At 50.0% G+C, this 22,865-nt stretch carries 28 protein-coding genes and 1 tRNA gene; 13 read left to right on the top strand and 16 right to left on the bottom strand.

Annotation, left to right across the window (positions count from 1 at the left end; translation table 11 throughout):
- Positions 1 to 4 precede the first annotated feature (4 nt).
- Positions 5 to 1,396, bottom strand: a complete 1,392-nt coding sequence (locus tag EDM59_RS21940; protein WP_122925576.1) for a cytochrome b family protein — start codon at positions 1,394 to 1,396, stop codon at positions 5 to 7.
- Between the two features lie 401 nt (positions 1,397 to 1,797).
- Between EDM59_RS21940 and sigK the strand changes: the two genes are divergently transcribed.
- The 4 genes from sigK (at position 1,798) to EDM59_RS21920 (ending at position 4,312) form a co-directional block, all read left to right on the top strand.
- Positions 1,798 to 2,508 carry an RNA polymerase sporulation sigma factor SigK gene (gene sigK, locus EDM59_RS21935; RefSeq protein ID WP_055743179.1) on the top strand — a complete coding sequence of 237 codons (711 nt, stop codon included), beginning with the start codon at positions 1,798 to 1,800 and terminating at the stop codon, positions 2,506 to 2,508.
- 159 nt (positions 2,509 to 2,667) lie between these two features.
- Positions 2,668 to 3,093: a DMT family transporter gene (locus EDM59_RS21930; protein WP_122925575.1), complete on the top strand. Its 426-nt coding sequence runs from the start codon at positions 2,668 to 2,670 to the stop codon at positions 3,091 to 3,093.
- Between the two features lie 24 nt (positions 3,094 to 3,117).
- Positions 3,118 to 3,816 (top strand): Crp/Fnr family transcriptional regulator, encoded by a 699-nt coding sequence (locus EDM59_RS21925; RefSeq protein ID WP_122925574.1) that lies wholly within the window; start codon positions 3,118 to 3,120, stop codon positions 3,814 to 3,816.
- Positions 3,817 to 3,826: 10 nt separating this feature from the next.
- Entirely contained in the window at positions 3,827 to 4,312 is a 486-nt protein-coding gene (locus EDM59_RS21920) for a DMT family transporter (RefSeq protein WP_122925573.1), read from the top strand.
- 24 nt (positions 4,313 to 4,336) lie between these two features.
- Here the strand turns inward: EDM59_RS21920 and EDM59_RS21915 are convergent, their stop codons facing one another.
- Positions 4,337 to 5,014 (bottom strand): MBL fold metallo-hydrolase, encoded by a 678-nt coding sequence (locus EDM59_RS21915; protein ID WP_122925572.1) that lies wholly within the window; start codon positions 5,012 to 5,014, stop codon positions 4,337 to 4,339.
- 223 nt (positions 5,015 to 5,237) lie between these two features.
- Here EDM59_RS21915 and EDM59_RS21910 point away from each other — a divergent pair, with 223 nt between their 5' ends.
- Positions 5,238 to 5,738, top strand: coding sequence for a CarD family transcriptional regulator (locus tag EDM59_RS21910; protein ID WP_122925571.1), 501 nt, complete (start codon positions 5,238 to 5,240; stop codon positions 5,736 to 5,738).
- 199 nt (positions 5,739 to 5,937) lie between these two features.
- Here the strand turns inward: EDM59_RS21910 and EDM59_RS21905 are convergent, their stop codons facing one another.
- Positions 5,938 to 6,072 (bottom strand): MerR family transcriptional regulator, encoded by a 135-nt coding sequence (locus tag EDM59_RS21905; protein ID WP_246011177.1) that lies wholly within the window; start codon positions 6,070 to 6,072, stop codon positions 5,938 to 5,940.
- A gap of 75 nt (positions 6,073 to 6,147) precedes the next feature.
- Positions 6,148 to 6,552 (bottom strand): MerR family transcriptional regulator, encoded by a 405-nt coding sequence (locus EDM59_RS21900; RefSeq protein ID WP_122925569.1) that lies wholly within the window; start codon positions 6,550 to 6,552, stop codon positions 6,148 to 6,150.
- A 95-nt stretch (positions 6,553 to 6,647) separates the two neighbouring features.
- Here EDM59_RS21900 and EDM59_RS21895 point away from each other — a divergent pair, with 95 nt between their 5' ends.
- A complete protein-coding gene (locus EDM59_RS21895) occupies positions 6,648 to 7,490 on the top strand; it encodes an SDR family oxidoreductase (RefSeq protein ID WP_122925568.1) in 843 nt (280 codons plus the stop codon).
- A gap of 172 nt (positions 7,491 to 7,662) precedes the next feature.
- A complete protein-coding gene (gene ybaK, locus EDM59_RS21890) occupies positions 7,663 to 8,142 on the top strand; it encodes a Cys-tRNA(Pro) deacylase (protein WP_122925567.1) in 480 nt (159 codons plus the stop codon).
- 14 nt (positions 8,143 to 8,156) lie between these two features.
- On the opposite strand, the gene EDM59_RS21885 is transcribed toward ybaK, so the two are convergent.
- Both EDM59_RS21885 and EDM59_RS21880 read right to left on the bottom strand, forming a co-directional pair.
- Positions 8,157 to 8,360: a GNAT family N-acetyltransferase gene (locus EDM59_RS21885; protein ID WP_342769228.1), complete on the bottom strand. Its 204-nt coding sequence runs from the start codon at positions 8,358 to 8,360 to the stop codon at positions 8,157 to 8,159.
- Between the two features lie 50 nt (positions 8,361 to 8,410).
- Positions 8,411 to 9,466 (bottom strand): CapA family protein, encoded by a 1,056-nt coding sequence (locus EDM59_RS21880; RefSeq protein WP_122925565.1) that lies wholly within the window; start codon positions 9,464 to 9,466, stop codon positions 8,411 to 8,413.
- 279 nt (positions 9,467 to 9,745) lie between these two features.
- On the opposite strand from EDM59_RS21880, the gene EDM59_RS21875 reads away from it, so the two are divergent.
- The 3 genes from EDM59_RS21875 (at position 9,746) to EDM59_RS21865 (ending at position 12,563) form a co-directional block, all read left to right on the top strand.
- Positions 9,746 to 10,804: a UDP-N-acetylmuramoyl-tripeptide--D-alanyl-D-alanine ligase gene (locus EDM59_RS21875; protein ID WP_425456017.1), complete on the top strand. Its 1,059-nt coding sequence runs from the start codon at positions 9,746 to 9,748 to the stop codon at positions 10,802 to 10,804.
- Between the two features lie 222 nt (positions 10,805 to 11,026).
- A complete protein-coding gene (locus EDM59_RS21870; RefSeq protein ID WP_122925563.1) occupies positions 11,027 to 11,992 on the top strand; it encodes a C40 family peptidase in 966 nt (321 codons plus the stop codon).
- 214 nt (positions 11,993 to 12,206) lie between these two features.
- A complete protein-coding gene (locus EDM59_RS21865; protein WP_122925562.1) occupies positions 12,207 to 12,563 on the top strand; it encodes a transporter in 357 nt (118 codons plus the stop codon).
- A 67-nt stretch (positions 12,564 to 12,630) separates the two neighbouring features.
- Here the strand turns inward: EDM59_RS21865 and EDM59_RS21860 are convergent, their stop codons facing one another.
- From EDM59_RS21860 to EDM59_RS21835, 6 genes are all read right to left on the bottom strand, one after another.
- Complete coding sequence (locus EDM59_RS21860; protein ID WP_122925561.1) at positions 12,631 to 13,383, bottom strand: FixH family protein; 753 nt, start codon at positions 13,381 to 13,383, stop codon at positions 12,631 to 12,633.
- Between the two features lie 2 nt (positions 13,384 to 13,385).
- Positions 13,386 to 14,000 carry an SCO family protein gene (locus EDM59_RS21855; protein WP_122925599.1) on the bottom strand — a complete coding sequence of 205 codons (615 nt, stop codon included), beginning with the start codon at positions 13,998 to 14,000 and terminating at the stop codon, positions 13,386 to 13,388.
- Between the two features lie 25 nt (positions 14,001 to 14,025).
- Positions 14,026 to 14,895, bottom strand: a complete 870-nt coding sequence (gene ctaG, locus EDM59_RS21850) for a cytochrome c oxidase assembly factor CtaG (RefSeq protein ID WP_122925560.1) — start codon at positions 14,893 to 14,895, stop codon at positions 14,026 to 14,028.
- Positions 14,896 to 15,069: 174 nt separating this feature from the next.
- Positions 15,070 to 15,540 carry a thioredoxin family protein gene (locus EDM59_RS21845; protein ID WP_092269218.1) on the bottom strand — a complete coding sequence of 157 codons (471 nt, stop codon included), beginning with the start codon at positions 15,538 to 15,540 and terminating at the stop codon, positions 15,070 to 15,072.
- A 3-nt stretch (positions 15,541 to 15,543) separates the two neighbouring features.
- Complete coding sequence (locus EDM59_RS21840; RefSeq protein ID WP_122925559.1) at positions 15,544 to 15,972, bottom strand: disulfide oxidoreductase; 429 nt, start codon at positions 15,970 to 15,972, stop codon at positions 15,544 to 15,546.
- Between the two features lie 164 nt (positions 15,973 to 16,136).
- Positions 16,137 to 16,928, bottom strand: a complete 792-nt coding sequence (locus EDM59_RS21835; RefSeq protein WP_122925558.1) for a metallophosphoesterase family protein — start codon at positions 16,926 to 16,928, stop codon at positions 16,137 to 16,139.
- A 224-nt stretch (positions 16,929 to 17,152) separates the two neighbouring features.
- Between EDM59_RS21835 and EDM59_RS21830 the strand changes: the two genes are divergently transcribed.
- Positions 17,153 to 17,224: transfer RNA gene (locus EDM59_RS21830), tRNA-Thr, on the top strand.
- Positions 17,225 to 17,282: 58 nt separating this feature from the next.
- On the opposite strand, the gene EDM59_RS21825 is transcribed toward EDM59_RS21830, so the two are convergent.
- A complete protein-coding gene (locus EDM59_RS21825) occupies positions 17,283 to 18,767 on the bottom strand; it encodes a hypothetical protein (RefSeq protein ID WP_122925557.1) in 1,485 nt (494 codons plus the stop codon).
- 214 nt (positions 18,768 to 18,981) lie between these two features.
- Between EDM59_RS21825 and EDM59_RS21820 the strand changes: the two genes are divergently transcribed.
- Together EDM59_RS21820 and EDM59_RS21815 are read left to right on the top strand one after the other, a co-directional pair.
- On the top strand, positions 18,982 to 20,895 hold the full coding sequence (locus EDM59_RS21820; protein ID WP_122925556.1) for an ABC-F family ATP-binding cassette domain-containing protein: 1,914 nt from the start codon (positions 18,982 to 18,984) through the stop codon (positions 20,893 to 20,895).
- A 113-nt stretch (positions 20,896 to 21,008) separates the two neighbouring features.
- Positions 21,009 to 21,227: a hypothetical protein gene (locus tag EDM59_RS21815; RefSeq protein ID WP_122925555.1), complete on the top strand. Its 219-nt coding sequence runs from the start codon at positions 21,009 to 21,011 to the stop codon at positions 21,225 to 21,227.
- Between the two features lie 66 nt (positions 21,228 to 21,293).
- Here the strand turns inward: EDM59_RS21815 and EDM59_RS21810 are convergent, their stop codons facing one another.
- The 3 genes from EDM59_RS21810 to EDM59_RS21800 all read right to left on the bottom strand — a co-directional run bounded on the left by EDM59_RS21810 (position 21,294) and on the right by EDM59_RS21800 (position 22,764).
- A complete protein-coding gene (locus EDM59_RS21810; RefSeq protein WP_122925554.1) occupies positions 21,294 to 21,656 on the bottom strand; it encodes a L,D-transpeptidase in 363 nt (120 codons plus the stop codon).
- A 24-nt stretch (positions 21,657 to 21,680) separates the two neighbouring features.
- Complete coding sequence (locus EDM59_RS21805) at positions 21,681 to 21,926, bottom strand: hypothetical protein (protein WP_122925553.1); 246 nt, start codon at positions 21,924 to 21,926, stop codon at positions 21,681 to 21,683.
- A 136-nt stretch (positions 21,927 to 22,062) separates the two neighbouring features.
- The gene (locus EDM59_RS21800; RefSeq protein WP_122925552.1) at positions 22,063 to 22,764 is read right to left on the bottom strand and encodes a pirin family protein; all 702 of its coding nucleotides are present in this window, start codon (positions 22,762 to 22,764) and stop codon (positions 22,063 to 22,065) included.
- Positions 22,765 to 22,865: the final 101 nt, after the last annotated feature.

Below are 22,865 nucleotides of genomic sequence, written 5' to 3'. Positions count from 1 at the left end.
TCCTTTAATGAAATGGGATGGCTGGGGTGTTCTCGCACTTGCTCGGAAACAACGAGCGATAGTGCATGAGCACTTTCTGGTGAATCGCAGGCGGGACGGACGACCAAGAAAGATTCCGTTTATTTTCGAGCTGCAATTGGTGGATCAGTGCTTCTAGATAGGCGATCTGTGCGGAAAATTCATCGCGCTTCTTTGCAGACAACGAAGGGTATTCCCGCAAGGTCTTTTCCATGACCGAGATGCTTTCTTGGTAAAGGCCCATCTCATTGAGCACCTGAACCAATTGCCGGCTCAGTATGTAGGCTGCCGTCGGGGGAGCGGCAAATGACAAGGCTTCCCGAAGAGACTGGTAGGCACGCAGAAAATCCCCCCGCTGCAGGGCCTTCTCTGCATTTTCGGAGAGTGTCTGAATACGTTCGCGATCGACGGGCACGACCGAAATGTTGCCAGGGGAAGGACTAGAGAGAGGAATTGCTTTCTCAGTTGGCACCCCCGTGCTTTCAAGCTTCGCGGAGTCGTTGCTTGCTTCGAAGGATTCCAGCTCTTCCGAGGAAGATTCAGGCTCGGCGATGGTCTCGCTTGGAGTCTTTGGGGAAGTCTCTACCGAATCATCGATGACAGTTGCCGTTTCGGGAACGGTCTTTACTTCTGCAGCTGCGACTGCTGCAGCATCGGAAACTATGTTCATTTCGGCTTCTGTGTGGTCACCCATGCCCCTTTCAGCAACAAGCTCAACTTCGGCCGTATCGCTGGACATCGCTTCTTGCTCCGTGATTTCGACAGGGATACCTGGAGCGTCTATTTCAGATACAACAGCTGCCTCAGTGGCCAGTTCTTGCTCAAGATTCAACTCTTCCTGAACATCCAGCTCTACCTCACCCACAAGCACTTCCGTAGCCTCCAATACCTTTTCCGCTACAGTCTCAACTGCCACGGGACTCTCCCAAGGCTTTGGCATCGGCTCTTTTTCCCCATTTTCCACTTCGATTTCTTCAATCGGTGGCAAGGCTTGATAGATTTCCAACAATTCAGGCTCCGGGTTAAATGGAAGCGGAGCTGAAACCGTGATCAGCTCAGGAGGGATGGCATCAATAGATCCCAGCGAGAGGGCCTGTTCAGACTTTAGAGCGAGCTCAAAATGCTCCTCAATTTGCCGATCCTCGCGTCTATGCAGGTAGATGACAGTGACTGCGACTCCCAAAAAAATAAACAACGCCAAACTGACGGTCCATCCAATCCCGATGCTGGAGGCACTGGAGTATCCGACCAGGCCAGCGCTGGCAAAAGCCAGGACCAGTATGAACAGGCTGCGCAGTTTGTGAAACAGCTTACGGGTATAAAAAAAGATCAGGACAAGCACAAGGGCTGTTAGGCCGATTATTTCTGTAGCAATCATAGGAATCACCCTGCACAAGTTTGATGGGGGAGTTAGTCTGACTAACAAAAGCGGCTAAGCTGTTGGATTCTATAGGCGTCCCATCCTCTCGTCATTGGTAAGATTTCGGTAAAACTCGTATAGATATTATCGGCATTCGGTGGGGGAGGCATTATGGAAAAAAGGCGCGAAAACGCGATAATACCGCGCTTTTACGATAAATGGGTAATTGGGAGGGGGAGGTTTGCGACTATTTTCCTAAAGGAGTGTGGATCGTAAAATTGCACGCATGAGTAAGGGGACGGCCAGAAAAGTGGTTTACGGATGGGGAGTTTTCCGACGTTTTTTTTCGTACTTGCACTTATGGGCAACTGCCCACATAAGCATAGGAGTAAGCTATCCCAGACGTGGAGGTGGCAGCCATGTCCAGCATTATTGCAGCACTTTCGTTGGTCTTCAAAGAGCTTTTGATGTTTGTGGCGTACGTCAAAAACAATGCTTTCCCGCAACCGCTCCCTGACACAGAGGAAGAAAAGTACTTGCGTTTGATGGCAAAAGGCGACCCCTATGCGCGCAACAAGCTGATCGAGCATAATCTGCGGCTAGTCGCCCACATCGTGAAGAAATTTGAAAACACCGGTGAAGACAGCGAAGATCTCATCTCCATCGGGACGATCGGTTTAATCAAGGCAATCGAGAGCTATCAAGTGGAAAAAGGCACCAAGCTGGCTACCTATGCAGCGCGTTGTATTGAAAATGAAATCCTCATGCATCTTCGCAGTCTGAAAAAAACCAAGAAAGACGTTTCCTTGCACGACCCGATTGGGACAGATAAAGAGGGGAACGAAATCACCCTCATCGACGTCCTCGGCACAGAAACCGACGAAGTAGTGGATGCGGTGCAGCTGAAGCTGGAGTCCAACAAGATTTATCAGCACATCCACATACTCGACGATCGGGAAAAAGAAGTGATCATCGGGCGTTTCGGATTGGATCAGGACAAAGAGAAGACCCAGAGAGAAATCGCTCGCGAATTGGGCATTTCCCGCTCCTACGTGTCCCGCATTGAGAAGCGTGCTTTGATGAAGCTGTTTAACGAATTTTACCGTACGAAGCAGACGCAGAATCGGTAAGGGAATGAAAAAATCCGGACGTATCGCAGCAGCCTGCAAGATCGGCATGAGAGAGATGCCCATCTTGCGGGTTTTTTGTTGTTTAAGGACAGATGTCCTTTTTCCTCGCTTGCATTTGTCTTTTAATAAAGAAAGACGCAAGAGGAGGGAATCCAAAAGATGAAAGGGAGCATGTTTGCGATTGTTGGCGGGGCTTTTCTGACCTTGCAGGGCGTAGCAAATACCCGGATCAGCGAGAGCATCGGTACGTGGCAGACGGCCATCTTGACGCAGTTTACCGGGTTTTTGGCAGCTTTCGTGATCCTGCTGTTTATACGCGATACCAGGCGGGGTGGTTTTCGGGCAGTAAAGCCACTGTACTTGGCAGGGGGAGCCTTCGCGGCCATAATAATATCCAGCAACATCACGGCAATTCAACAGATAGGGGTAACGCTCACGGTCGCTATCTTGATGATCGCGCAGCTGTGCTTGACCTTTTTGATCGACAGCAACGGCTGGTTCGGTGTAACTCGGCAAAAAATGAAGCTGCCTCAGTTCCTTGGAATTGCCATGATGATCGCAGGTGTGGTGATACTGAAGCTATAGGTAGGTAAGAGGGGGGAGCCGCCATTGAGAGAATGGCAGGATCATGAGCTGGTCGAGCAGTTTTTGCGGGCGCATCACATCGATACAGTCTGGAATGAGCAAATCAAGCCGCACATTTCCTTGTATGACTTTGAACTGGGGGAGTTGATCTGCTCCCAAGGAGAATCCGCAGCTATGCTGTATGTGTTGATCAGGGGGAAGGTAAAAGTCTACACCACCTCTGTAGAGGGCAAAACTTTGATCCTCTCGTTTAAAACACCGCTGGAGTTAATCGGGGATATCGAATACGTGAGGGGGACGGATATTGTCAATACAGTGGAGGCAGTATCTCCAGTGTTGATGCTAGGTGTGCCTTATCGGTATTTGAAAAAGTACGGAAAGAGCGATCCTGCTCTCCTGCAGTTTTTGTTGGAGCACATCACGATGAAGTTTTATGCAAAATCGCATTCCTTAAGCTTTAATTTGCTGTATCCAGTGGAAGTGAGAATGGCTAGCTACCTGCTTTCCGTTTCCTTTGACGAGGCGGACACGATGTTGGAGAAAAAGCTGAGCACGGCTGATTTGCTGGATGCGGCAAGCCTATTGGGAACGAGCTATCGGCATTTCAATCGAGTGCTGCAGCAGTTTTGTGCAAGTGGACTCGTTGAGCGGAAAAAGGGCTTCCTGCTTGTGAAGGATCCTGAGGGCTTGCGGGAGTTAGCCGGACAAAATATTTACGAATAGAGGGAAGGTCATGCTAGTAGGGATGGCGTTGGCACTGCTTGCGGGCTCACTTATCAGTCTGCAAAACATTTTCAACAGCAAAGTGAATGAACGTGTGGGCTCGTGGGCGACGACTACTTTCGTTTTAGGAATGGGATTTCTAGCATCTCTTTTGATGGGACTGCTCACACAGGGGAGTCATTTGCTCGAGGCAGGACAGATGCAGCCGTGGTTTTGGTTCAGCGGCTTGATTGGAGTGGGGGTCGTTACCAGTCTGGTCCAGGCGATGAAACGCCTCAGGCCGACATTTGCGATCTCCATCGTTCTGACTTCACAGCTCGGATTTGCTCTGTGGTGGGACTCGATGGGGTGGATGGGGCTGGACAAGATTCCCTTTACCGTTCACCATTTGTTCGGAGTCCTCATGATTATTGGGGGAATGCTTGTTTTCAAATGGAGCGGACAGTCGCGTAAGGGCATGAGTCAAGGTGAAAAAACCAATCGGAACACCGCATGAGTGTCTCGATTGGTTTTTTGCATGCTAGACGGTAGTGTTTTCAACGATCTCTTGCAGTCGCTCTCGAATATTGCCCGTACAGACGCCGCCGTGGTAGACGATAACGGACTCGATCTCCAAATCGATTAGCTTGGCGATCGATTGCAGCGCCAGAGCTTTGTCTTGCGTAAAAGCAGGGTTGAAGGACAGGAGCACACCGTCTTCTGCCGTCAGCGCATCTCCTGAGATCAGTGTCTTGCTGGGAATATGATAGAGCGAAATGTGATCGGGAGTATGGCCAGGCGTATGAATGACCTGAATACCGCCGCAATAAGGCAAAACGTCACCATCCTGAAGCACCTGATCGACTTTGACAGGGGGAGCTAAAACCCCACTTTTAATCAAAGGGATTTCTCCCGCGATAAAGGGAACGGCGATTTCATGGGCACATACCTGAATGGAGCCTTCGAAGGCATCGACGATTTCAGGCAGGCTGCCGATATGGTCTCGGTCCTGATGGGTGATGATGACTTTTTTAAGATTTTGAAAAGGGATTGCTTCCTGTTCGAAAACATCTTGAATCACGTCTAGCTGTCCTGGAATTCCCGTATCAACCAGAATGACCTCGTGCTCGTCCCACAATAACGCAGTATGGACGACAAACTGTCCGCCCTCCACGTTCATCGCCAATTTGATCGCTTTGATTCCTTCCCGTACATGCATGTCAGCCACCTCCACCATCTTGTAAAAATTACGTCCATGTTATTCTGCAAAGGCGGCTGGGAATCCTTTTCTACAAGTGTTTTTCCAAGCAGGGGAAAGAATACACTTACAGTAAAAATTTTCAAAGAAAAATATTGCCCAAAATTTAATTTCGTGTTAATATGAAAAATTTGCTCTCGAAGTGTGCTATAATAAAGGGGTTGGAATTAAAGGAGGTGGACGTATGTTTCAAGTTGGAGACAAGATTTTTTATCCAATGCATGGTGCTGGAATCATCGAGGCATTAGAGGAAAAAGAATTTCTCGGTGAAAAGCACCTCTATTTCGTCTTGCACATGTTGTTGAAGGAACTCGACATCATGGTTCCTGTTGAAAGAATGTCCGCCCTGGGAATTCGTAGTATCGTAGACGGACAGACGCTGGAGAAAGCATTTTGTGTCTTCCATGAGGGAGAACCAAACCTGAGTGTGAATGCTGGACAGCGCTATAAGTTGAATACCGAAAAGCTGAAAAGCGGCGACATTTTTGAATGTGCCGAAGTGATTCGGGATTTGCTTATGATCAGCAGAAACAAGGTTCTTGGCACGAGTGACAAAATGATGCTCGACAATGCCATGATGAACTGGGTCAGTGAGATTGCCCTCGTTCGTGACTTGAAGAGTGACGAAGCGACCGAGCTGTTAAAGCGAATGGTTTCAGAGGAAGCTGTAAAAGTCGCTCCTTAACGGATACCTTCCCAAAGTACTCAATCTTATTTCATACGAAGATGAGGATGTGATTGCTTGATGCGATCGCATCCTTTTTTGTGTGCGCTAGCTTTCCGACTCTTCCAGCTTCTTTATTTGATCAAGCACCTTCCACGGATATTCCTCCCGCGTCTATGGATGCATCCTTGTCAGAAGTGGCGCAAAACTGCTGCATTTCCTAGATGGTCATCCCGCTCTCCCGATAGTCTTTCATGATTTGAAACCATGCGATGTCAGACTCCGAGTAGAGACGATACCCATTCTCGTCCCTTTGAACCCCTCTGATGAATCCGATTTGCTCATCATACCGCAATGTATGGACGCTCAGGCCTGTCTGCAGTTGCTAGAAAAACCGCTCATCCTGGTATGAGATGGCTGTTTCAAGGCTTTAATCAAAGGGTTGGACGGACAACATGGCACGAGCCTTTTGCGGGTCATTTTCCAAGGCTTTTCGGTATTCCAACATGAAGGTAAGAGTAGCAAGCATTTGATCGTATTCGTCCTTCTTGCGCTCAATTTCCATGATCTTCTGAGAAATCCATTCGATTACCTGTTGATTGGTGCGCGTATTTGTATCGTGATCCTGCAGGACCTCCTTCAGTTCAACCAGCGAACAGCCTATGCTTTGAAACTTTTTGATGAGCTTCAAACGTTCGACAGCCTTATCGGAATAATTGCGGTAATTATTTTTCTCTCTCTGGACATGGCGACTATCCAATAAACCTTCCTTTTCGTAATAGCGAATGGTATGGACGGATAGCCCCATTTTGTCGGCTAGCTCTTGAATGAGCATGATCACTCCTCCTGAAAATCGCTTGCTCTAGAGTTCACTCTATAGTTTACACTAATCCTGTTCCATGAATCAAAGCCTATAAGGAGATGTTGATTATGCGAGTTTTCGTAACAGGAGCAACAGGATACATCGGTTCTGCCGTTGTCCGCGAGCTCATGCAATACGGCCATCAAGTAGTTGGCCTCACGCGTTCAGACGAGGGTGCGGCAATCTTGAAGGCAGCTGGAGCGGAGGCGCACATCGGCACCCTGGAAGATCTCGCCAGTCTTCAAAGCGGAGCCGCTTCTGCAGATGGTGTTATTCACTTGGCGTTTCGTCACGATTTCGCTGATTTCGCTGGTTCGCTCGCCACCGATCTTCGTGCGGTTGAAGCGATGGGAGCAGTGCTAAAGGGCTCGGAAAAGCCCTTCGTTATTACGGCTCACGCAAATGGGGATGCATCGGAGGATGCGGCGATGGCTTTTGCTGAACAGGGAGTGCGAACATCCATCGTGTCACTTGCTCCGTCCGTGCATGGAGAGAAGGACAAGGGATTTGTGCCAAGACTGATCCACATTGCACGCGAGAAGGGTTTCTCCGCCTTCATTGGTGATGGCTCCAACCGCTGGACCGCTGTACATCGCCTCGATGCGGCTTCCCTTTTCCGTTTGGCACTTGAATCCGCCCCGGCAGGTTCACGGCTGGATGGAGTAGACGACGAAGGAGTGCCATTTCGCGACATCGCCGGCATCATTGGCAAGCACTTGAATGTACCGGTCGTTAGCATTTCGCAGGAAGAGACTCAGGCGCACTTTGGCTTTCTCGGATTTCTGGCTGGCCTTGACATCCCTAGGACGAGCGCCGCGACGCAGGAATTGTTGGGATGGAAGCCTGTACAGCCCGCTTTGATACCGGATCTCGAGCAGGGGCACTATTTTACAACGGCGTTTTCGGGTTGATCGCAAGCTTCAGTAGACGTATATCTGTCATTGATTGTGCAAAAGGCTGGACTGAGTCAATCCGTTCAGCCTTGTTTATGGCTCTTCTATGCTGAGCAAACCTGTGACTGCAGCATCCTTTTCTCTTTATAATAAAAGGGAGCAAGAAAACGCATGGAATGAGGGAGAAGCGATGAAGCAAGGGAAAACGAACGCGATGCGTCTACTGGACAAAGAAAAAATCGAGTACGAAATGCTCACGTATACAGCAGATGACGGAAAGATTGATGGCGTGTCCGTCGCGCAAAAGATTGGGCGGGAAAAGGGCATCGTTTACAAGACGCTGATTTCGCAGGGGGCGAGTAAGGCTTACTACGTCTTCGTGATTCCTGTCGAGGACGAGCTCGATCTGAAAAAAGCGGCAAAAGCTGTAGGAGAGAAGAAGATCGAAATGATACCGGTCAAAGACATAACCGCGGTGTCCGGATACATTCGTGGTGGCTGCTCTCCTGTCGGTATGAAAAAAGCTTACCCGACAGTGATAGACGAGAGCGCACAGGCTCTAGAGGACATCATAGTCAGTGGCGGAAAAATTGGCGTGCAAATCGAGCTGACTGTTGCGGATTTGGCAAAGGCAACGAAGGCTTCCTTTGCTGACGTTGCTATTTCCTGATGATTCGTCTGGGCTCACACAGAGTAGACGCAATGGAAACGTTCCACTCCAGGGTATTTTTCACCGAGACTTTTGATCAGAAAACCGTACTTCCGGTAAAAGCCCACAGCCTCCTGATCGGTTTCTGCCGCAATCACCTTCCTTTTGTATTTTTGGAGCAGAAGGTCGATTAATTGGCTGCCGTAGCCATGCTCTCGGTTGGCTGCCCGCACTGCTATGTGTTGAAAGAACAGAAAAGGGAACGTACAATGTTACGCTCCCTTTTCGTTTAGATATATCTTCGGCCAATGACTTGAATGGCCCGTCTCCACATTTGCTGCAGCCGCCGCAGTGCGCTTAACGTCAAGTGACGATCTGGTTTTTTCAAATAGGTTCGCAGCGGCAGGACACGAAAACGAACTCTTCCCCCGGAGAAATATCGCTGCGAATACGTCGGGACAACAGATATATTGGTGATGGAGGTAACATTCTGCTCGTTTTTTTCAACGGTAAAGCGCAGGATGGCACCACATTGGGATTGGTCAAAGGAAAGCATGCGTTCCGAGGTAAAGTTCCCCAATGAGTAGGCTACCAGCGTTCGCTTTTTCCTGCCATCCGCTGTAGGGATCATGGGGGTCACCACGGGTTGAAGAACATGGGGATGTGCCCCGAGAATCACATCTGCGCCGCGTTCCAACAGGCTTTGAGCGAGCAGCCGCTGCTTTTGGGTAGGGATGAAGCGAAATTCAATTCCAAAATGCAGGCAGAGGATCAAGAGATCGACTTGGGGGCGAAGTCGGGAAATGTCCTGTTCGATTTTGTTTTGATCCAACAGATTGACAAGCCATGGCGTGTTTGGTGGAACATGCTGTTTATTCGTTCCGTACGTATAGGCGAGAATTCCGATCCGAATGCCATTCACTTCACGGATGAAATAGGTGGAGGCTTCCTTTTCGCTGCGGTACGTTCCCGTATGAGCGATCCCACGCTGGTCCAATGTGTCAAGCGTGCGCAGCAGACCTTCGGGACCCCCGTCCAAGCAATGGTTGTTGACCGTTGTTAAAACATCAAAACCTACTTGCTTCAGGTCCCTTGCCAGCTCGTCTGGGCAGTTGAAGCGGGGATATCCTGCCCGGGCAGATCCGATTTGATAAGGCTGTGTTTTGCCGGAGAAAGTCGTCTCCAGATTGCCGATCGTGAAATCAGCTCCCTGAAGGATGGGGGCGACAGGTGCGAACATATCTGCAAAGGAGTACTGGTCTGTCCCCTTTATCTGGGCAGACTCAATCTGTTCGCGCCACATCAGGATATCGCCTACTGCGGCGATCGTAGCTTTGCGATTCATAGGCATCACCTCTCCTCTATCACTACTTTATTCGGGAAGCTGGCCGCTTGTTTTGGATGATAGCGGAGCGTTTTCATAGATAAAGGTCTAAACAGGCTGTCTTCCTTGTACATACAATATCGTTGATGGCGAAGACAGAGGTGAGGGGGAGTTCCATTGAGAGGTACCGGCAAAGGGAAAGTCAAGGGCAAAGCGAAAGCACCACCTGCGAAAACACTCATTCTCCAAAAGCCTGTGATCGCGGTGACCGGTAGTGCCGGAAAGACGACGACGAAAGAAATGATTGCAGACATCTTGAGCAGAAGATGGAACATCTATAAATCCATGTACAACAGAAACTTTTTAGGCAATACACGGGCACATGTCAAACGGATCAAAAGTGAGCACAGGGCGGCTGTTCTCGAATTCGGGATGACAAATAGTGGACATATCAAAAAGCACTGCCAAATGATTCAGCCATCGATGAGCGTGATTACCAATATTGGCACGGCACATATCGGGAATTTCGGCGGTCTGATCAATGGGGTCGCTATGGCAAAGTCAGAACTGATCCGCCACATGAAGCCCACGGGAACCGTCTTTCTCAATATGGACTGTGAGTATTCTCGGAAGCTGACGGAGAAGCCGTATGTCGGAGCGTTTACGGGGACATTTGTTACCGTCGGCATAGAGAGTGAGGCCGATTATCGAGCAGAAGATATAGTTGTGGACGAGAAGGGAATCCACTTTACTTGTGTGTTTGGCGGGGAGCGGGAAGCGTTTTACTTGCCCATGCTTGGAGAGCACAATATTTACAACGCCTTGTTTGCTATTGCGGTAAGCCGTGCTCTCGGATTTCCGATCGGGGTGATTCGGGATGGCTTGCGAGCGTTTCAGGCGCAGCGAAAACGTCTGACACGCTACCGACTTGCGAATAACGTACAAGTACTGGACGACACTTACAGCTCCAACCCGGATGCGGCCAAGGCAGCGATTGATGTTCTCTGCCAAGTAGGGGGTGGAACGAAAGTAGCGGTATTGGCGAGCATGCTGGAGATGGGCAATTACGAGGTTGTCGGACATGAGGACGTCGGTCGTTATTTAAGCGAGAAGGACGTCGATTATTTATATACGATCGGAAAAAGTGCACGCCATATTGCAAGAGCCGCCATTCGTTCTGGTTTTCCTTCGAATCGGGTGATTCATTGCCAGACCAAGGCGAGACTTCACCGTTTGCTAGCGAAAAGAATCGGGCCGGATACCTCTTTTCTCGTGAAAGGCTCCCATCGACTAAAAATGGGTGAAACGGTCCTTTTTCTGTGCAAGGAAACGGTCAGACAATATCAGCAGCAGAAGTAAAGAGATTCTGGGGAAAAGCGCTTGCCACATAGGTGGACGAGGGCTTTTTTCCATCTGTCTATGAAAACAGAAATAACCACTTTCCGCCTAGTGCTTTGGACATCCGTCTATGTAATCAAATCCTGTATTGGTAATATTTACAGCCTATTAGGGGTCCTCTTTTTCCAGTAAACTGGTTCCGTACCCAATCCGTTGGGATCGACACAGCCAGGAGGAGAATGAATGACGAAACGAGATTGGTTGCAAAGATCGACTGTCGCCGTCATGCTGAGTACATCCTTGCTCATGTTCGCTGAGGGCGGACATGCTGCAGCAGCGCAGACTGTGGATTCTCAATCTTCTGCCAAAGCAGCAGAAGTAGTGAAGATCGCAAAGACACTGATAGGAAAAGATTACAAATACGGTGCAGAGGGGCCGAGTTCGTTTGGATCGGCTGGCTTGGCGACGTACATATTTAAGCAGGCAGGCATTCAAGTGGATGACACCATCGCCGAGCTGTACAAAGCGCTTGACAAGGTATCGTCTGCTAAGGAAGGCGATTTGGTGTTCTTTTCGTCGAATGGAAGTGGAGCTCCCAGCTTTATGGGGATCTACATTGGAGACGATCAGTATATTTATTCCTCCCAAGGGGAAGACGCTGTGGTGCTGAAAACCTTCAGTGATTATTCCAAAAAGCTGGTAGGGATTCGTCGGGTGCTCCCAGAGGATACGGGAACTACCAATCCGGGAGAGGGAGAGTCGTCATCTGCGATCGCGGACAAGGTCATTGCTGCGGGGAAAAAGTATTTGGGAACCCCCTATGAATACGGCTCAACACGTTCCAATAAAAAGACCATGGATTGCTCGGAATTCACGAAATGGGCGTATCTGGATGGAGCAAACATCGACATGGGCAACGGCGGGGCTCGCTCGCAAGCAAACTATGTCAAAAGTCATGGTTCCTATACAACCGACATCAGCAAGCTGAAAAAAGGAGACCTGGTCTTCTTCATGAGCTACAAAGGCTATAAACAGTCTGATTACAAAAATATTGATGTCCCCAAACAAAGCATTACTCACGTAGGAATTTACATGGGGGATGACAAGCTGCTACATACTTTCTCAAAAGAGTCCGGTGGAGTGAAAATCACGGATTTCAAAGGAACTCATTGGGAATACCGCTTTATCATGGGTGGACGCCCCTACTAAATACCATCAGTCTTCTGCCATCTACAACCATCGAACATGAAAAGGGCAACGCATCTAGCGTTGTCCTTTTTGCATGCGGCCTGCCTGCAAGGATACGTGACAATGGCATAGCAGACAGGAGCGGAAAAATAGGTGAATGCCCCGCGGCAAACGCACATGCCATCTCCGCATCTGCTGCATTTCCTATAGGGAGACTTGTAGGAGGTGAAACGCCATGTCACATCGTTATCCGCCACCACCGCCTGGTGGCTATCCACCGCCGCCACCGCCCCCAGGGGGAGGTTACCCACAACCACCGGGAGGGTTTCCACCGCCACCACCAGGACCACCGCCGGGCAGGACGCCGAGTTCGCCAGGAGCGCGTGGATACGGAGGAACACGCCGAATTGACGCAGGGAGTTTCTATCCTTGTTTGTACCGATACTCCTATGTATGGCTGAAGAATGGGAATTCGTTCTGGTTTTATCCTGTTTACATCAGTCGCTCTTCTGTTTCAGGTTATCGTTGGAGACGAGATCGCTGGGACTATTACGGTACGGAACTCGACCGGATTGCTTACTTTACGTGCTAAACGAACAAAGGCGCATTTCCCCTCTCCTGCTGGGAATGCGCCTGGTTCACGTTTTTCAACAACAGAGCTACTGCACGGTAAGCGGAAAGCTCCTGTGATCGTGTACCTCGCCCTTTTCTACATGGACGTTTACGGTGTAGCTGCCAGCTGAAGGAAGCGTGGCGGTGGCACTGTATTGGCCAGGAGCTGTTTCTTCTGCCTCTACATACATGTGCTTCTCGTCATTTCCCTGCCAAATCTCGTACTTGACCTTGGCTTCTGCAATAGCCTGATTGTCTTTCATCAAGTGAACCATGAAGGAAGCAGGCTGACCGGCCTTGATTGGCTCTTCTGGCATAAAGTGAAAGTCAACACCGCTCGAATGATGGTCGTTTTGGCTGGGGGCGGAGGGATTTCCATGTTCGTGGGCTGGCGAAGAGCCAGTGCTTGCGTCCTTCACTGTAAAGGCGACTTTCTGCATATTGTGAAAATCACGAGCAGTTACATGGTAATAAACAAAATAAGAGCCAGGTTCATCAATCGTCTGCTGTGCGGTATATACGCCATCTGCTTGAAGGGCAGCAGGAATGGTAACATGCTGTTCCTGTCCGTCCTTCCACCACTCAAATTTCACTTCCTTCGCGTCATTGACAGCTTCCCCTTTTTGGGTCACTTTGACTGAAAAAGTGATGGCTTCGCCTTTTGCGGGATCAGTGGGTTGAATGGAAAAAGCGGCCTCGATCGGGTCAGAGGAGGGAAGAGACGTCTCCTGTTGATTTTGACCACAGGCAGAGAGGCAGAATGCAAATACGCAAAGCAGGGAGAAAAAATACCGTTTCATGATTACAATCCTTCCTTGTTCTTGGATACGAGCTCTTGATAAATAAGATCGGTGTTAAAATCGTCGCCCATCCCGAAAGTACGGATGACTTCGTTGTTGGCGTTGACTAAATAGGTGCTGGTCGTATGGGAGATGAAACCATCGGCTGACTTCCTGGCGACAAACCCTAGCGAGCGGGTCACTGACTGAATCGTGCTTTCGTCTCCCCGCAGAATCGTCCAGCCTTGTGTTTGGATCTGCAATTGATCAGCGTATCTTTGCAGCACATCCGCCGTATCGTTTTGCGGGTCGATGGTAATGGTCAAAAACTCAACGTTTTTCCCCATGACTCCTGCATCCGTCAAGCGTTTTTGCAGCTGGACCATTTTAAAGGTCGTGGTCGGACAAACATCCGGGCACCGCGTATAAATCAGCTCGACCAAGCGGGTTTTTCCAGGGCTGGCTGAAAGCGGGTAAGGCTTGCCATCCAAAGTCTCTAAGGTCAAAGAGGGCAGGGCAGCTTTGGCTTGCTGCGAGTCTCCCCAAAACCAGGAGGAGACAAGGGCCACAAGTACGAGTACCGGCAAAAGCAGCAGCACCCGCTTGAGGCGAATGGCATTCACAGTTGCTTCAGGCATGTCCAGCCTCGCCTCCTTTCCAAATTTAATGAGGAAGCAGCTGATCATCTGGCTGGTCTCTTTCCTTCCGATACCAGGCCGTGAATAGGTAAGCGAGGACGGAGCCGTAGGTCAGCTCTTGCATCAGCTTCATGATGATCCCGCCCAATCGTTGATCATCGAGAGCTTCCAGGGAGACGGCAAGCATGGACTTGTCGATGGGAGCGGAAAAGAAAGGTGCGCACAGCATCGTAGGTCCGTTCACGTATGTCTCGTACAGCGGAGCAGCCGAGAAAATAATCAAAGCGCACGCCGGAGTGATCAGCACGCCGTTTGCAAAGATATACGCCAGCTTTTGCAGCTCCGATAAGCGGTGAATCTGTGGAAGCGGTGCAATGACAGGCGTCCACATCAGGAGCGAAGTGAGCAGCAAAAGCAGGTGGATCAGATTGTGCATCGCCAAGCTATTCATCGCCATGTCCAGAATAACAGGCATGTGATAAAAGGAAAACAGGGCATTAAATAGAAGAATGGCAGGAATGGGATGGCTAAACAATCGGATCAGTGCTCTCGACCATTTTCGTTCCAGCAGGGGTGAAAGCAGCCAGCCAGGTGTACCTGCGAGGAGCAGCAAAGGCATCACCAAATAGAGCAAGGACTGCTGCAGCATGTGCGCACTGAACAGGAAATGCCCAGCGACATTTAATGGACTTCCCATCCCGAAATAGAAAAGCAAGAGCCCTAGGGCAAACATCCATTTTTGACGGAGCAGCACCGGAGTGGAGTGGGCAAAGGTATGACGAAGCGGGCCGATCAAGGAAAAATAGGCAATGCCAATCAGAAGGGTCAGGAATATCAATTCAGGATTCCATGTCGCTCGAAAACCAAACGTCGATGTGAAATAGGTGAGTATCATGATCAAACCTCCGTTATCCCAGGAACTTCCCCATCCATCATTATAGGCAAAGGAAGGAGAAAGCCTTATGACTCATTCGGGCTATTTTTCCAGATATAACCGGAGTGTTCACATAAATGTCACCTTCCATACAAAGACCAGCCTCCCAAAGAAGAAGGGAGGCTGGAGATGGAATTATGATTTTTTCTGTTCTTCTAACCATTGCTTCCATTCGTTCGCTTCGTGACCACCAACGAGGCGTGCCACTTCTTGTCCGCCTTTGTAGTGAACAAGGGTAGGGGTGAATTCAATTTGGAAGTCATCCCAGCTGTTGGTGAATTCGAGCAGGTTATGCTTCTTCATGTCGATCTGCATCTCTTTGACGATTGGCACGAGAACAGGTGTAGTAGCTTGGCAGTGCTCGCACAGCGGGCTGTAGTAGTAAACGAACAAATCTTCTTTGTTGGTCAGGCGCGTCTTTAGTTCATCGGGCATGATCAGGTTGTCGTACAGCGGATCATTCAGCTGAGCGAGAGTAGCTGGATTGAGATTGGCTTTGCCATACGGGTTTCCAGCAGCCTGCTGTCGATTGGAGATGTCCGAGTAGACGATCGCTCCGATGAGCAGGGCAGCTACCAGGATCGAGAAAAAAATGATTTTTTTCATGGATTATTGCTCCTTTCCACTTTTCAGGACGATAAATTGCAGCACGCTGATCAGGGTAAACGCGATCAGGGCCAAAAACGGAATCGTGATAAAGCCAAACCAGTTGATGTAGTCGGTATTGCAGGGCACGATGCCGCATGCGTTGCCGAGCTCATGCAGAGCAGGCACCTTTTGGATCAAATAATGATAGAGCGAGATCAGCCCTCCGATGACAGAGAGGATCAGCGCATACAAAGACATGTTGTAATCCTTGCGAGCCGAAGCGACTCCTAGCAAAATAACGAGCGGGTACATGAGAATCCGTTGGTACCAGCACAGGTTGCATGGTATGTATTTCATGACTTCTGAAAAAAAGAGACTGCCTGCCGTAGCAATCAGGGAGATTCCCCAGGAAGCAAACATGGCCTGTTCCATGGCTTGTTGACGCCTCATAAAAACACCTCGTCCTCATATTAGCACAGTAAGCTAGGGTTGTAGATTGGTAAAAACGGTGAGACAAGACAGGGCTTGTCTGACATCGAATTGTCCGATTCCACTACCCATTGTAGTGTAAAAGCGGACAAGAAACAATACGGCAGTTTGGACAAACTGCTGTTTTATGCGTTGACCTGGACGATCGGATAAGGATGGACGTCTTGGATAGGAACGAAAATCGACTCCAGGGAAGGCCACTGTACCAGCAAGATTCCTCTGCGAAAGGCAGCGCCGCCGTCGATCCCGACGATGTTGTCGCGTCGCCAAGGACCTCTGCCTCGATAGCCTGGCAGCTTAGGGACGGGAGTATGACCGAATACGACGGGCATCTCGCCATCATAGCCTACAAAAAAGGGCTCGCGAATCCACAATAAGTCTTCGGGGTCTTGCTGGGAAAGAGGGATTCCCGGACGGATGCCGGCATGGACCAAAAGGACAGCCGGGGCACCGGTCTGTGCATCTGCAGGGAGCTGGATATAAAGGGGGAGGGCTTGGAGGGTAGGCAGGAGAAAGGGGTACTGCGTAAGAATGATTTGACGCGCCTGCTCCTGAGCTTCCGAAGAAGGCAGTCCGCCATTGGCAAACGCCCGACGCAAAGGATGATTCCCGAGCAAAGAGCGTACGGTCGCGTCCCCTCCATTAAATCGCAGGTAGTTCTCATCATTTCCTCTGCGGTCCAGCCAGTCTTCAAACATTTGTTCATGGTTGCCTTTGATGAGAAACACCTGCTGGGGATATTGCTGGCGCAGCTCAAACAGCGAGAGCAGGACGTCCTTTGACTGCGGGCCGCGGTCGATCATATCGCCAATGACGTACAATTTATCTCCCTTACCAGGTGAAAAGGAAGCATCCTGAAGCGCTTTTTGAAACGCCTGGTACTGTCCGTGAATATCGGAAACGAAATAGGTCGCCATGGACGAGCCAACCTCCTTTGTGTACAAATGGCTTCATACTCTACTACAATATGAGAAAGAGCGAGATTGGTGAAGGATGGGATAACATGAAGAGGGGAGATCTGCTGATCCAAAACGTGCCGATTGGCAGCGTTTTGCAGCGAACCGAAAAATATTTGAACGCGTGAGACTTCCCCCTTGTTTTTTGAAGAGGAGTTGACTAAAATATTTTTTGTAATCGTCGTGCTAGCGTAGCACAGGGGTAGTGCAGCTGATTCGTAATCAGCAGGTCGGGGGTTCAAATCCCTTCGCTAGCACCTGAGAAAGAAAAAAACCAGGGAGATTTTTCCCTGGTTTTTTTCTTGATTGACCGATTTATTTCCACGAATCGACTTCACCTGTAAGGGCATTTACGTAGCGGTCAGCTGCCGAAAAGGAAGGGACGTAAGCCAAAACAGGCGAGTCCTTTTCCGGGTCCAGATCGCTTGGATATACATAAGCCAGCTCTGCTGACAGAGCTTTCACCCAGTTCTGCTTGGCTTCCTCTAATGAAAGGACGCCTGGTGTCGCAGCAAAAGAGGGGGCGTAGGTTCGGGCGGTTGCGGAAGTCAGGACATTTCCATGCAAGTCCATTGTGATGACGGCGAGTGGTTTGGTAGACCGCACCCCATTTGTACTTGCGTAAAGCTCCATTCGAGCTTTGGTCGGATTCGTGGCGTTCTCGGACGATTGGGGATACGCGCGCAGTATGTAATCCCCCGATGCAAGTGGTATGTATCGTTTCATAAATGCCAGGGCTTGCCCTCGTGCCTCCGACAGATCGACGAGGGCGGCGCTGGCATCGTCTGCACGATTCGAGTTGAGTTGAATGGAAAGCAGTTCGCTCGTTTGTTCATTGACCCGCATCTCCAGGGTCTGCTTATCATTTTCCACGGTGTAAATGGAAATCGGCAGTTCATTTGGGTGACTCTCCCTGCTGGCAGAAGACGAAAGCTGATCCGACTTCAGACCAAAAAAGGTGGTCGCGACCTCCTTCGCTGCGGCAGGCGTCGTGATGGACTGTTTGGTCGACTGCTGTTCTATGGGGATGTGAGTGTCGGTGAAGTCCGCCGATGCTTCAAGGGCTTTTCCGGTTTTGGCATCAATGGCGCTGTAGGGTAGGGCCGTGTACGCATAGCGCCCGTGCTCGTCGTCATAAGTCAATTCCAGCTGGAGCTGGCTGGCCCATCGAGGTATGGCTTGCTCCCAGGAAAGAATGCCGGCTTTCGAGGGGAGATTGTTTTCCTTAAAGTCGGCGTCCCGAAGCTGATAAGAGGATACGTGACCGCTGGAATCCACGAAGACTTCACCGACCGATTTCTGTACAGGAATTCCATTGACGACTGGATATACGGGGAAGATCGCCAGCTTGGAGCTGCTCCACAACGTACCGCGCTCTGCCGAGGCGAATTTCTCACCGAGCACCAGCTCTACAAAGTCTGCGGCAGTACTTCGGGCAGCTTCCAAATTGGGGGGCTGATCCTTTGGAGATTTGGACCAAGCTGCAGTCAGCTGTGTCAGACTATCATCCTTGTCTGAAAAAGCGAGGGAAATAGTTGTAGGTACGGATGACAGACTGGAGTCCACCTCTTTGTTTTGCAAAGTGACATGGGTTTTCTGAGCGGAAATCGAATACGCTGTCAGTCTGAAGTATTCGATCGTTTGCTCTACCGTGCGCTTGACACGTGGCGAAGCGCTCTTCAAGGCATCTGTGTTCTCTTCCAGCGCTAGTGCTGCAGCTTTTGAAAGGGGGATTACGGGGAGGGTAGCCAAGAGGCTTGAACAGAGGGCGACCCCGAGCAAAGTGTGCAAATGCTTCACAACGATCTCTCCTTCATACAAGTAGATGGGTAATGCAGCTTAATACCGAAATATCCTAATTTTACCATAAGAATATTTAAAAACCATTTGTTTCCAATTGCTCCGCTTCACGAAATGTTTTCTCCGCCCTAGAGCTTCCTAGAAAAACATGTTACCATCGGAGAAAAGCATTCATTTGCATTTCAAGGCAAATAGAAAAGTACAGGTGACTACCATGCAAATCGTAACGGTTGAAAATCTCTCCAAAGGCTACGGAGAGAAAGTTCTTTTTGACAACATATCTTTTCATATCGGCGAACAGCAGCGAATCGGCTTGATCGGTGTAAATGGGACAGGGAAATCCACCCTCTTGAAAATTATCGCGGGTATGGATACGGCAGACAGCGGAAAGATCGTGCACGCCAACCGGTTTCATGTAGAGTATTTGCCGCAGAACCCGAGCTTTGATGAAGATTCTTCTATATTGGATCAGGTGTTTTATGGCGAATCAGCGCTGATCCAGCTGCTGCGGGAGTACGAAGGCGCTCTGGCTGACCTGCAGCTCTCGCCAAACGATGAGAAAAAGCAGTCGCGTGTCTTGGCTCTGCAGACCAAAATGGACGCCGCGGATGCCTGGGAGAGCAATACACAGGCGAAGACGATCCTGACCCAGCTGGGCTTGCACGATTTCACGCAAAAGGTGAGCGAGCTTTCTGGCGGTCAGCGGAAACGGGTTGCCATGGCACGGGCTCTGATTCAGCCAGCGGACCTGCTCATTTTGGATGAGCCGACCAACCATATTGACAATGAAACCGTAGAGTGGCTGGAAGAGTACTTGTCCCGCTATAAGGGAGCATTGCTGCTCGTCACGCATGATCGCTACTTTCTGGACCGTGTGACGAACCGGACCTTCGAGCTGGATCGCGGGAAGCTTTTCAGCTACGAGGGCAATTACGCGACCTTCTTGGAAAAAAAGGCGGAGCGAGAGGATAATGAAGCTGCAGCAGAGAGCAAGCGGCAAAATTTGCTGAGACGCGAGCTTGCTTGGCTGCGCCGGGGAGCCAAAGCGCGAACCACCAAGCAAAAAGCGCGTGTACAACGAGCGGAGGAGCTGCGTGATCGCGTCGTCGAGGGACCAGGTGCCAAGATGGATATGGCGCTGGGAGCAAGTCGTCTCGGCAAAAAGGTCATTGAGCTGGAGCAAATCAGCAAGTCTTTCGGGGATCGCCAGCTGATCAAAGACTTCAGCTACATCGTGCTTCCAGGCGACCGTGTAGGGATCATTGGCCCAAATGGAAGCGGAAAATCGACGCTGCTCAACATGCTGGCAGGAAGAATTCAGCCTGATGCAGGGACGATCGATATTGGCCAAACGGTAAAGATTGCTTACTACACGCAGGACAGCGTCGAAATGAACGAAAAACTGCGCGTGATCGAATACGTAAAGGAAGCGGCGGAAGTCATTCAGACGAGTGACGGGGAATCGATCACGGCCTCGCAAATGCTGGAGCGTTTCCTGTTTTCTCCGCATATGCAGTACACGCCGATTTCCCGCCTGTCTGGTGGAGAACGCCGGCGTCTGTATTTGCTCCGCACGTTGATGGGGGAGCCGAATGTCCTTTTCCTGGATGAGCCGACGAACGACCTGGATATTCAGACGCTGAGCATCTTGGAAGATTATCTGGAGCAGTTTCCGGGTGCAGTGATCACCGTTTCCCATGACCGTTACTTTTTGGATCGGACGGTTGACCATCTGTTCGCTTTTGAGGGGCAAGGCCGTATCCGGGATTTTACGGGGAATTACTCCGAGTACCTGGAGGAGCGGCGTGCACAGAAAGCGGTCGCAGCGCCTACGGCTGCCGTTTCCAGTGAAAAAAGCGAGAACAGCAATGCCAACCGGGGAAACAACCGGACCAAGAAGCTCTCTTATAAGGATCAAAAAGAGTGGGATGAAATCGAAGGCAAAATCGCAGCGCTGGAAGAGCGCAGCGTAGTGCTGAAGAAAGAGATTGCTGCATCCGGCAGCGACTACGGAAAAATCGAGAGGCTGTACGCCGAGGAACAACAGGTAGCATCTGACCTGGAAGCGGCGATTGAACGCTGGGCAGAGCTCTCCGCCATGGTGGAAGAGCTGGAGCAGGGAAAATAAGAATTCTTGTTGCTAGTGCCAATCTCTGTGTATGTAGCCAGTAATTGTGGCTGTGAAACGACAGTGGGCTTCTGTAGACTGTAATAGATTACTTAGTAGAGGAGTCGCTGTCGTTGCCTGCCTACAAGTTAGACCCAGAATGGGTAATGTCTTATCTAACCATGCAAGAAGAGAAGCTCGCCCTGGAGCTTCAACCAGACCAAAAAGATGTAGTGATGAACAAAATACGAGAATTGACATTGTCTATCATGTACAAGCAAGCCAGAAGATACCTGGTGTATTTTGAGTCTAGTGAACAGGATGAAGAAGACAAAAACGCAAGACTCATGTGAAAAAGACCCGCCTCAAAGCAAGCAGAGGCGGGTCTTTGCTGTTTGTAAAAAAAGAAAAAGAGCGTACTACGTGGCCCTGATTCTTACAGGAGTGCCAATGGGGACGAGGCTTGCCAGCGTATTCACATCTTTGTTGTACATCCGGATACAGCCGTGAGAGACGTATTTGCCGATGGAGGAAGGGTCATTGGTACCGTGAATGCCGTAGTGGGGCTGGCTCAAACCAAGCCAATACGTGCCGAAAACGCTCAAAGGTCCGCCGGGGTAGGAATCCGGATAAGGGACTTTATTGATGATGGTGAAATCTCCTTTTGGAGTGGAAGTCGCAATTTTCCCCAATGCAACCGGAAAGGAGCGGACCCGTGTGGAGGCATCATACAAATCCAGGCGCAGCTTGGCGATGGAGATGCGGATGCTGTAATCAGGCATGATCTCACCTCCTGGCAAAATAGATCAGCGCGCACGAAAATCCAGGGAAAAGGGGTCGGGGTAACGCAAACCATCCCGGTAAAATAAGGTGCGCACCCAAGCGTACATGCGCAGAGGGATAGACGGAAAGACGATGGCCAGCTGTCCCTTTTCCAGAATGGGCAAATCCATCGGGGACTGAATCTCGTACGGAACGCCTTCTTGATCCAATAACAGCTTGTATTTGTGAGCTTCACTCCAGCTGACCGGGTAGTAAAAGGATCTTTCCATTTCATCCAACACCTTTCCATGGTTCACTACTACCCATTGTATGCGAACCCATTGAGATAAAAAAAGAAAACACAGCCTATTGAAGGAAAAATAGGCTGTGCAAAGTGTAGCCAGGCTGGTCCAGGTAAAGAGCGAGCTATGGCAAGTCGATTAGCATGAAATAGGCATCCTGGTTCGCGCGGATGTCTAGGCTGGTCGTTTTCGTAATGCGTGCGGCATCCCGTGTTTGAAGAGAGGTATCTTCATTTAACAGCACTTCTCCCTCCATGACGAAAAGATAGATGCGTCTTCCAGGTTTTTGCTCGAAATGAATCGATTGTCCAGCCGCTAGACGCGAGAGGTAGAGTGTCAGGTCTTGATGGATCTTGGCTGTTTCCTCGCCACCGTTGGCTGATACGACTGGGAGCAGCTGATTCACCAGTTTGGCTTGATCATAGGCTTTTTGCTCGTAAGATGGAGTGAGGCCGTATTGTGCCGGCTCAAACCAGATCTGAAGAAACTTGACTTCCTCGGTCGCCGAGGGATTCATCTCGGAGTGAACGACCCCAGTGCCTGCACTCATCCGCTGTACTTCTCCCGGTCGAACGACCTCCTGACGTCCTGTGCTGTCGCGGTGACCGAGCTGTCCTTGCAAAACGATCGAGACGATCTCCATTTCACGGTGAGGGTGTGAGCCAAATCCGGTTTGCGGTGCGACGGTATCGTCATTGAAGACGCGCAATGGTCCAAATCCCATATTGTCCGGATCATAGTAATCGGCAAAGGAAAAACTGAAATTGCTTTTTAACCAGCCGTGATCTGCTGTGTAGCGTGATGCGGCTTTATGTATGTCAATCATGAGAAGCCTCCTCGTCATTCTAGGTTCTGTCCGTTATCGTAACGCTAACCCGTACTTTTGTGAATGATTTTCGCCCGATTTCATTGTAAAGTGGAAGCAGG

The organism is Brevibacillus nitrificans (genome assembly GCF_003710965.1).
GTDB classification, from domain to species: Bacteria; Bacillota; Bacilli; order Brevibacillales; family Brevibacillaceae; genus Brevibacillus; species Brevibacillus centrosporus.
Note: the sequence above shows the minus strand (reverse complement) of the source record. Positions and strands in the feature narration are given on the sequence as shown.

Excerpts from the sequence above, each read along its gene's own strand:
- EDM59_RS21835 (WP_122925558.1), bottom strand. The coding sequence starts at position 16,928 with ATGGCGACCTATTTCGTTTCCGATATTCACGGACAGTACCAGGCGTTT.
- sigK (WP_055743179.1), top strand. The coding sequence starts at position 1,798 with ATGTCCAGCATTATTGCAGCACTTTCGTTGGTCTTCAAAGAGCTTTTG.
- EDM59_RS21855 (WP_122925599.1), bottom strand. The coding sequence starts at position 14,000 with ATGCCTGAAGCAACTGTGAATGCCATTCGCCTCAAGCGGGTGCTGCTG.
- EDM59_RS21880 (WP_122925565.1), bottom strand. The coding sequence starts at position 9,466 with ATGAATCGCAAAGCTACGATCGCCGCAGTAGGCGATATCCTGATGTGG.
- ctaG (WP_122925560.1), bottom strand. The coding sequence starts at position 14,895 with ATGATACTCACCTATTTCACATCGACGTTTGGTTTTCGAGCGACATGG.
- EDM59_RS21930 (WP_122925575.1), top strand. The coding sequence starts at position 2,668 with ATGAAAGGGAGCATGTTTGCGATTGTTGGCGGGGCTTTTCTGACCTTG.
- EDM59_RS21915 (WP_122925572.1), bottom strand. The coding sequence starts at position 5,014 with ATGCATGTACGGGAAGGAATCAAAGCGATCAAATTGGCGATGAACGTG.
- EDM59_RS21875 (WP_425456017.1), top strand. The coding sequence starts at position 9,746 with ATGATTGCAGACATCTTGAGCAGAAGATGGAACATCTATAAATCCATG.
- EDM59_RS21895 (WP_122925568.1), top strand. The coding sequence starts at position 6,648 with ATGCGAGTTTTCGTAACAGGAGCAACAGGATACATCGGTTCTGCCGTT.
- EDM59_RS21820 (WP_122925556.1), top strand. The coding sequence starts at position 18,982 with ATGCAAATCGTAACGGTTGAAAATCTCTCCAAAGGCTACGGAGAGAAA.
- EDM59_RS21920 (WP_122925573.1), top strand. The coding sequence starts at position 3,827 with ATGCTAGTAGGGATGGCGTTGGCACTGCTTGCGGGCTCACTTATCAGT.
- EDM59_RS21910 (WP_122925571.1), top strand. The coding sequence starts at position 5,238 with ATGTTTCAAGTTGGAGACAAGATTTTTTATCCAATGCATGGTGCTGGA.
- ybaK (WP_122925567.1), top strand. The coding sequence starts at position 7,663 with ATGAAGCAAGGGAAAACGAACGCGATGCGTCTACTGGACAAAGAAAAA.
- EDM59_RS21800 (WP_122925552.1), bottom strand. The coding sequence starts at position 22,764 with ATGATTGACATACATAAAGCCGCATCACGCTACACAGCAGATCACGGC.
- EDM59_RS21840 (WP_122925559.1), bottom strand. The coding sequence starts at position 15,972 with ATGAGGCGTCAACAAGCCATGGAACAGGCCATGTTTGCTTCCTGGGGA.
- EDM59_RS21810 (WP_122925554.1), bottom strand. The coding sequence starts at position 21,656 with ATGCCTGATTACAGCATCCGCATCTCCATCGCCAAGCTGCGCCTGGAT.
- EDM59_RS21900 (WP_122925569.1), bottom strand. The coding sequence starts at position 6,552 with ATGCTCATTCAAGAGCTAGCCGACAAAATGGGGCTATCCGTCCATACC.
- EDM59_RS21805 (WP_122925553.1), bottom strand. The coding sequence starts at position 21,926 with ATGGAAAGATCCTTTTACTACCCGGTCAGCTGGAGTGAAGCTCACAAA.
- EDM59_RS21860 (WP_122925561.1), bottom strand. The coding sequence starts at position 13,383 with ATGAAACGGTATTTTTTCTCCCTGCTTTGCGTATTTGCATTCTGCCTC.
- EDM59_RS21865 (WP_122925562.1), top strand. The coding sequence starts at position 12,207 with ATGTCACATCGTTATCCGCCACCACCGCCTGGTGGCTATCCACCGCCG.
- EDM59_RS21845 (WP_092269218.1), bottom strand. The coding sequence starts at position 15,540 with ATGAAAAAAATCATTTTTTTCTCGATCCTGGTAGCTGCCCTGCTCATC.
- EDM59_RS21940 (WP_122925576.1), bottom strand. The coding sequence starts at position 1,396 with ATGATTGCTACAGAAATAATCGGCCTAACAGCCCTTGTGCTTGTCCTG.
- EDM59_RS21870 (WP_122925563.1), top strand. The coding sequence starts at position 11,027 with ATGACGAAACGAGATTGGTTGCAAAGATCGACTGTCGCCGTCATGCTG.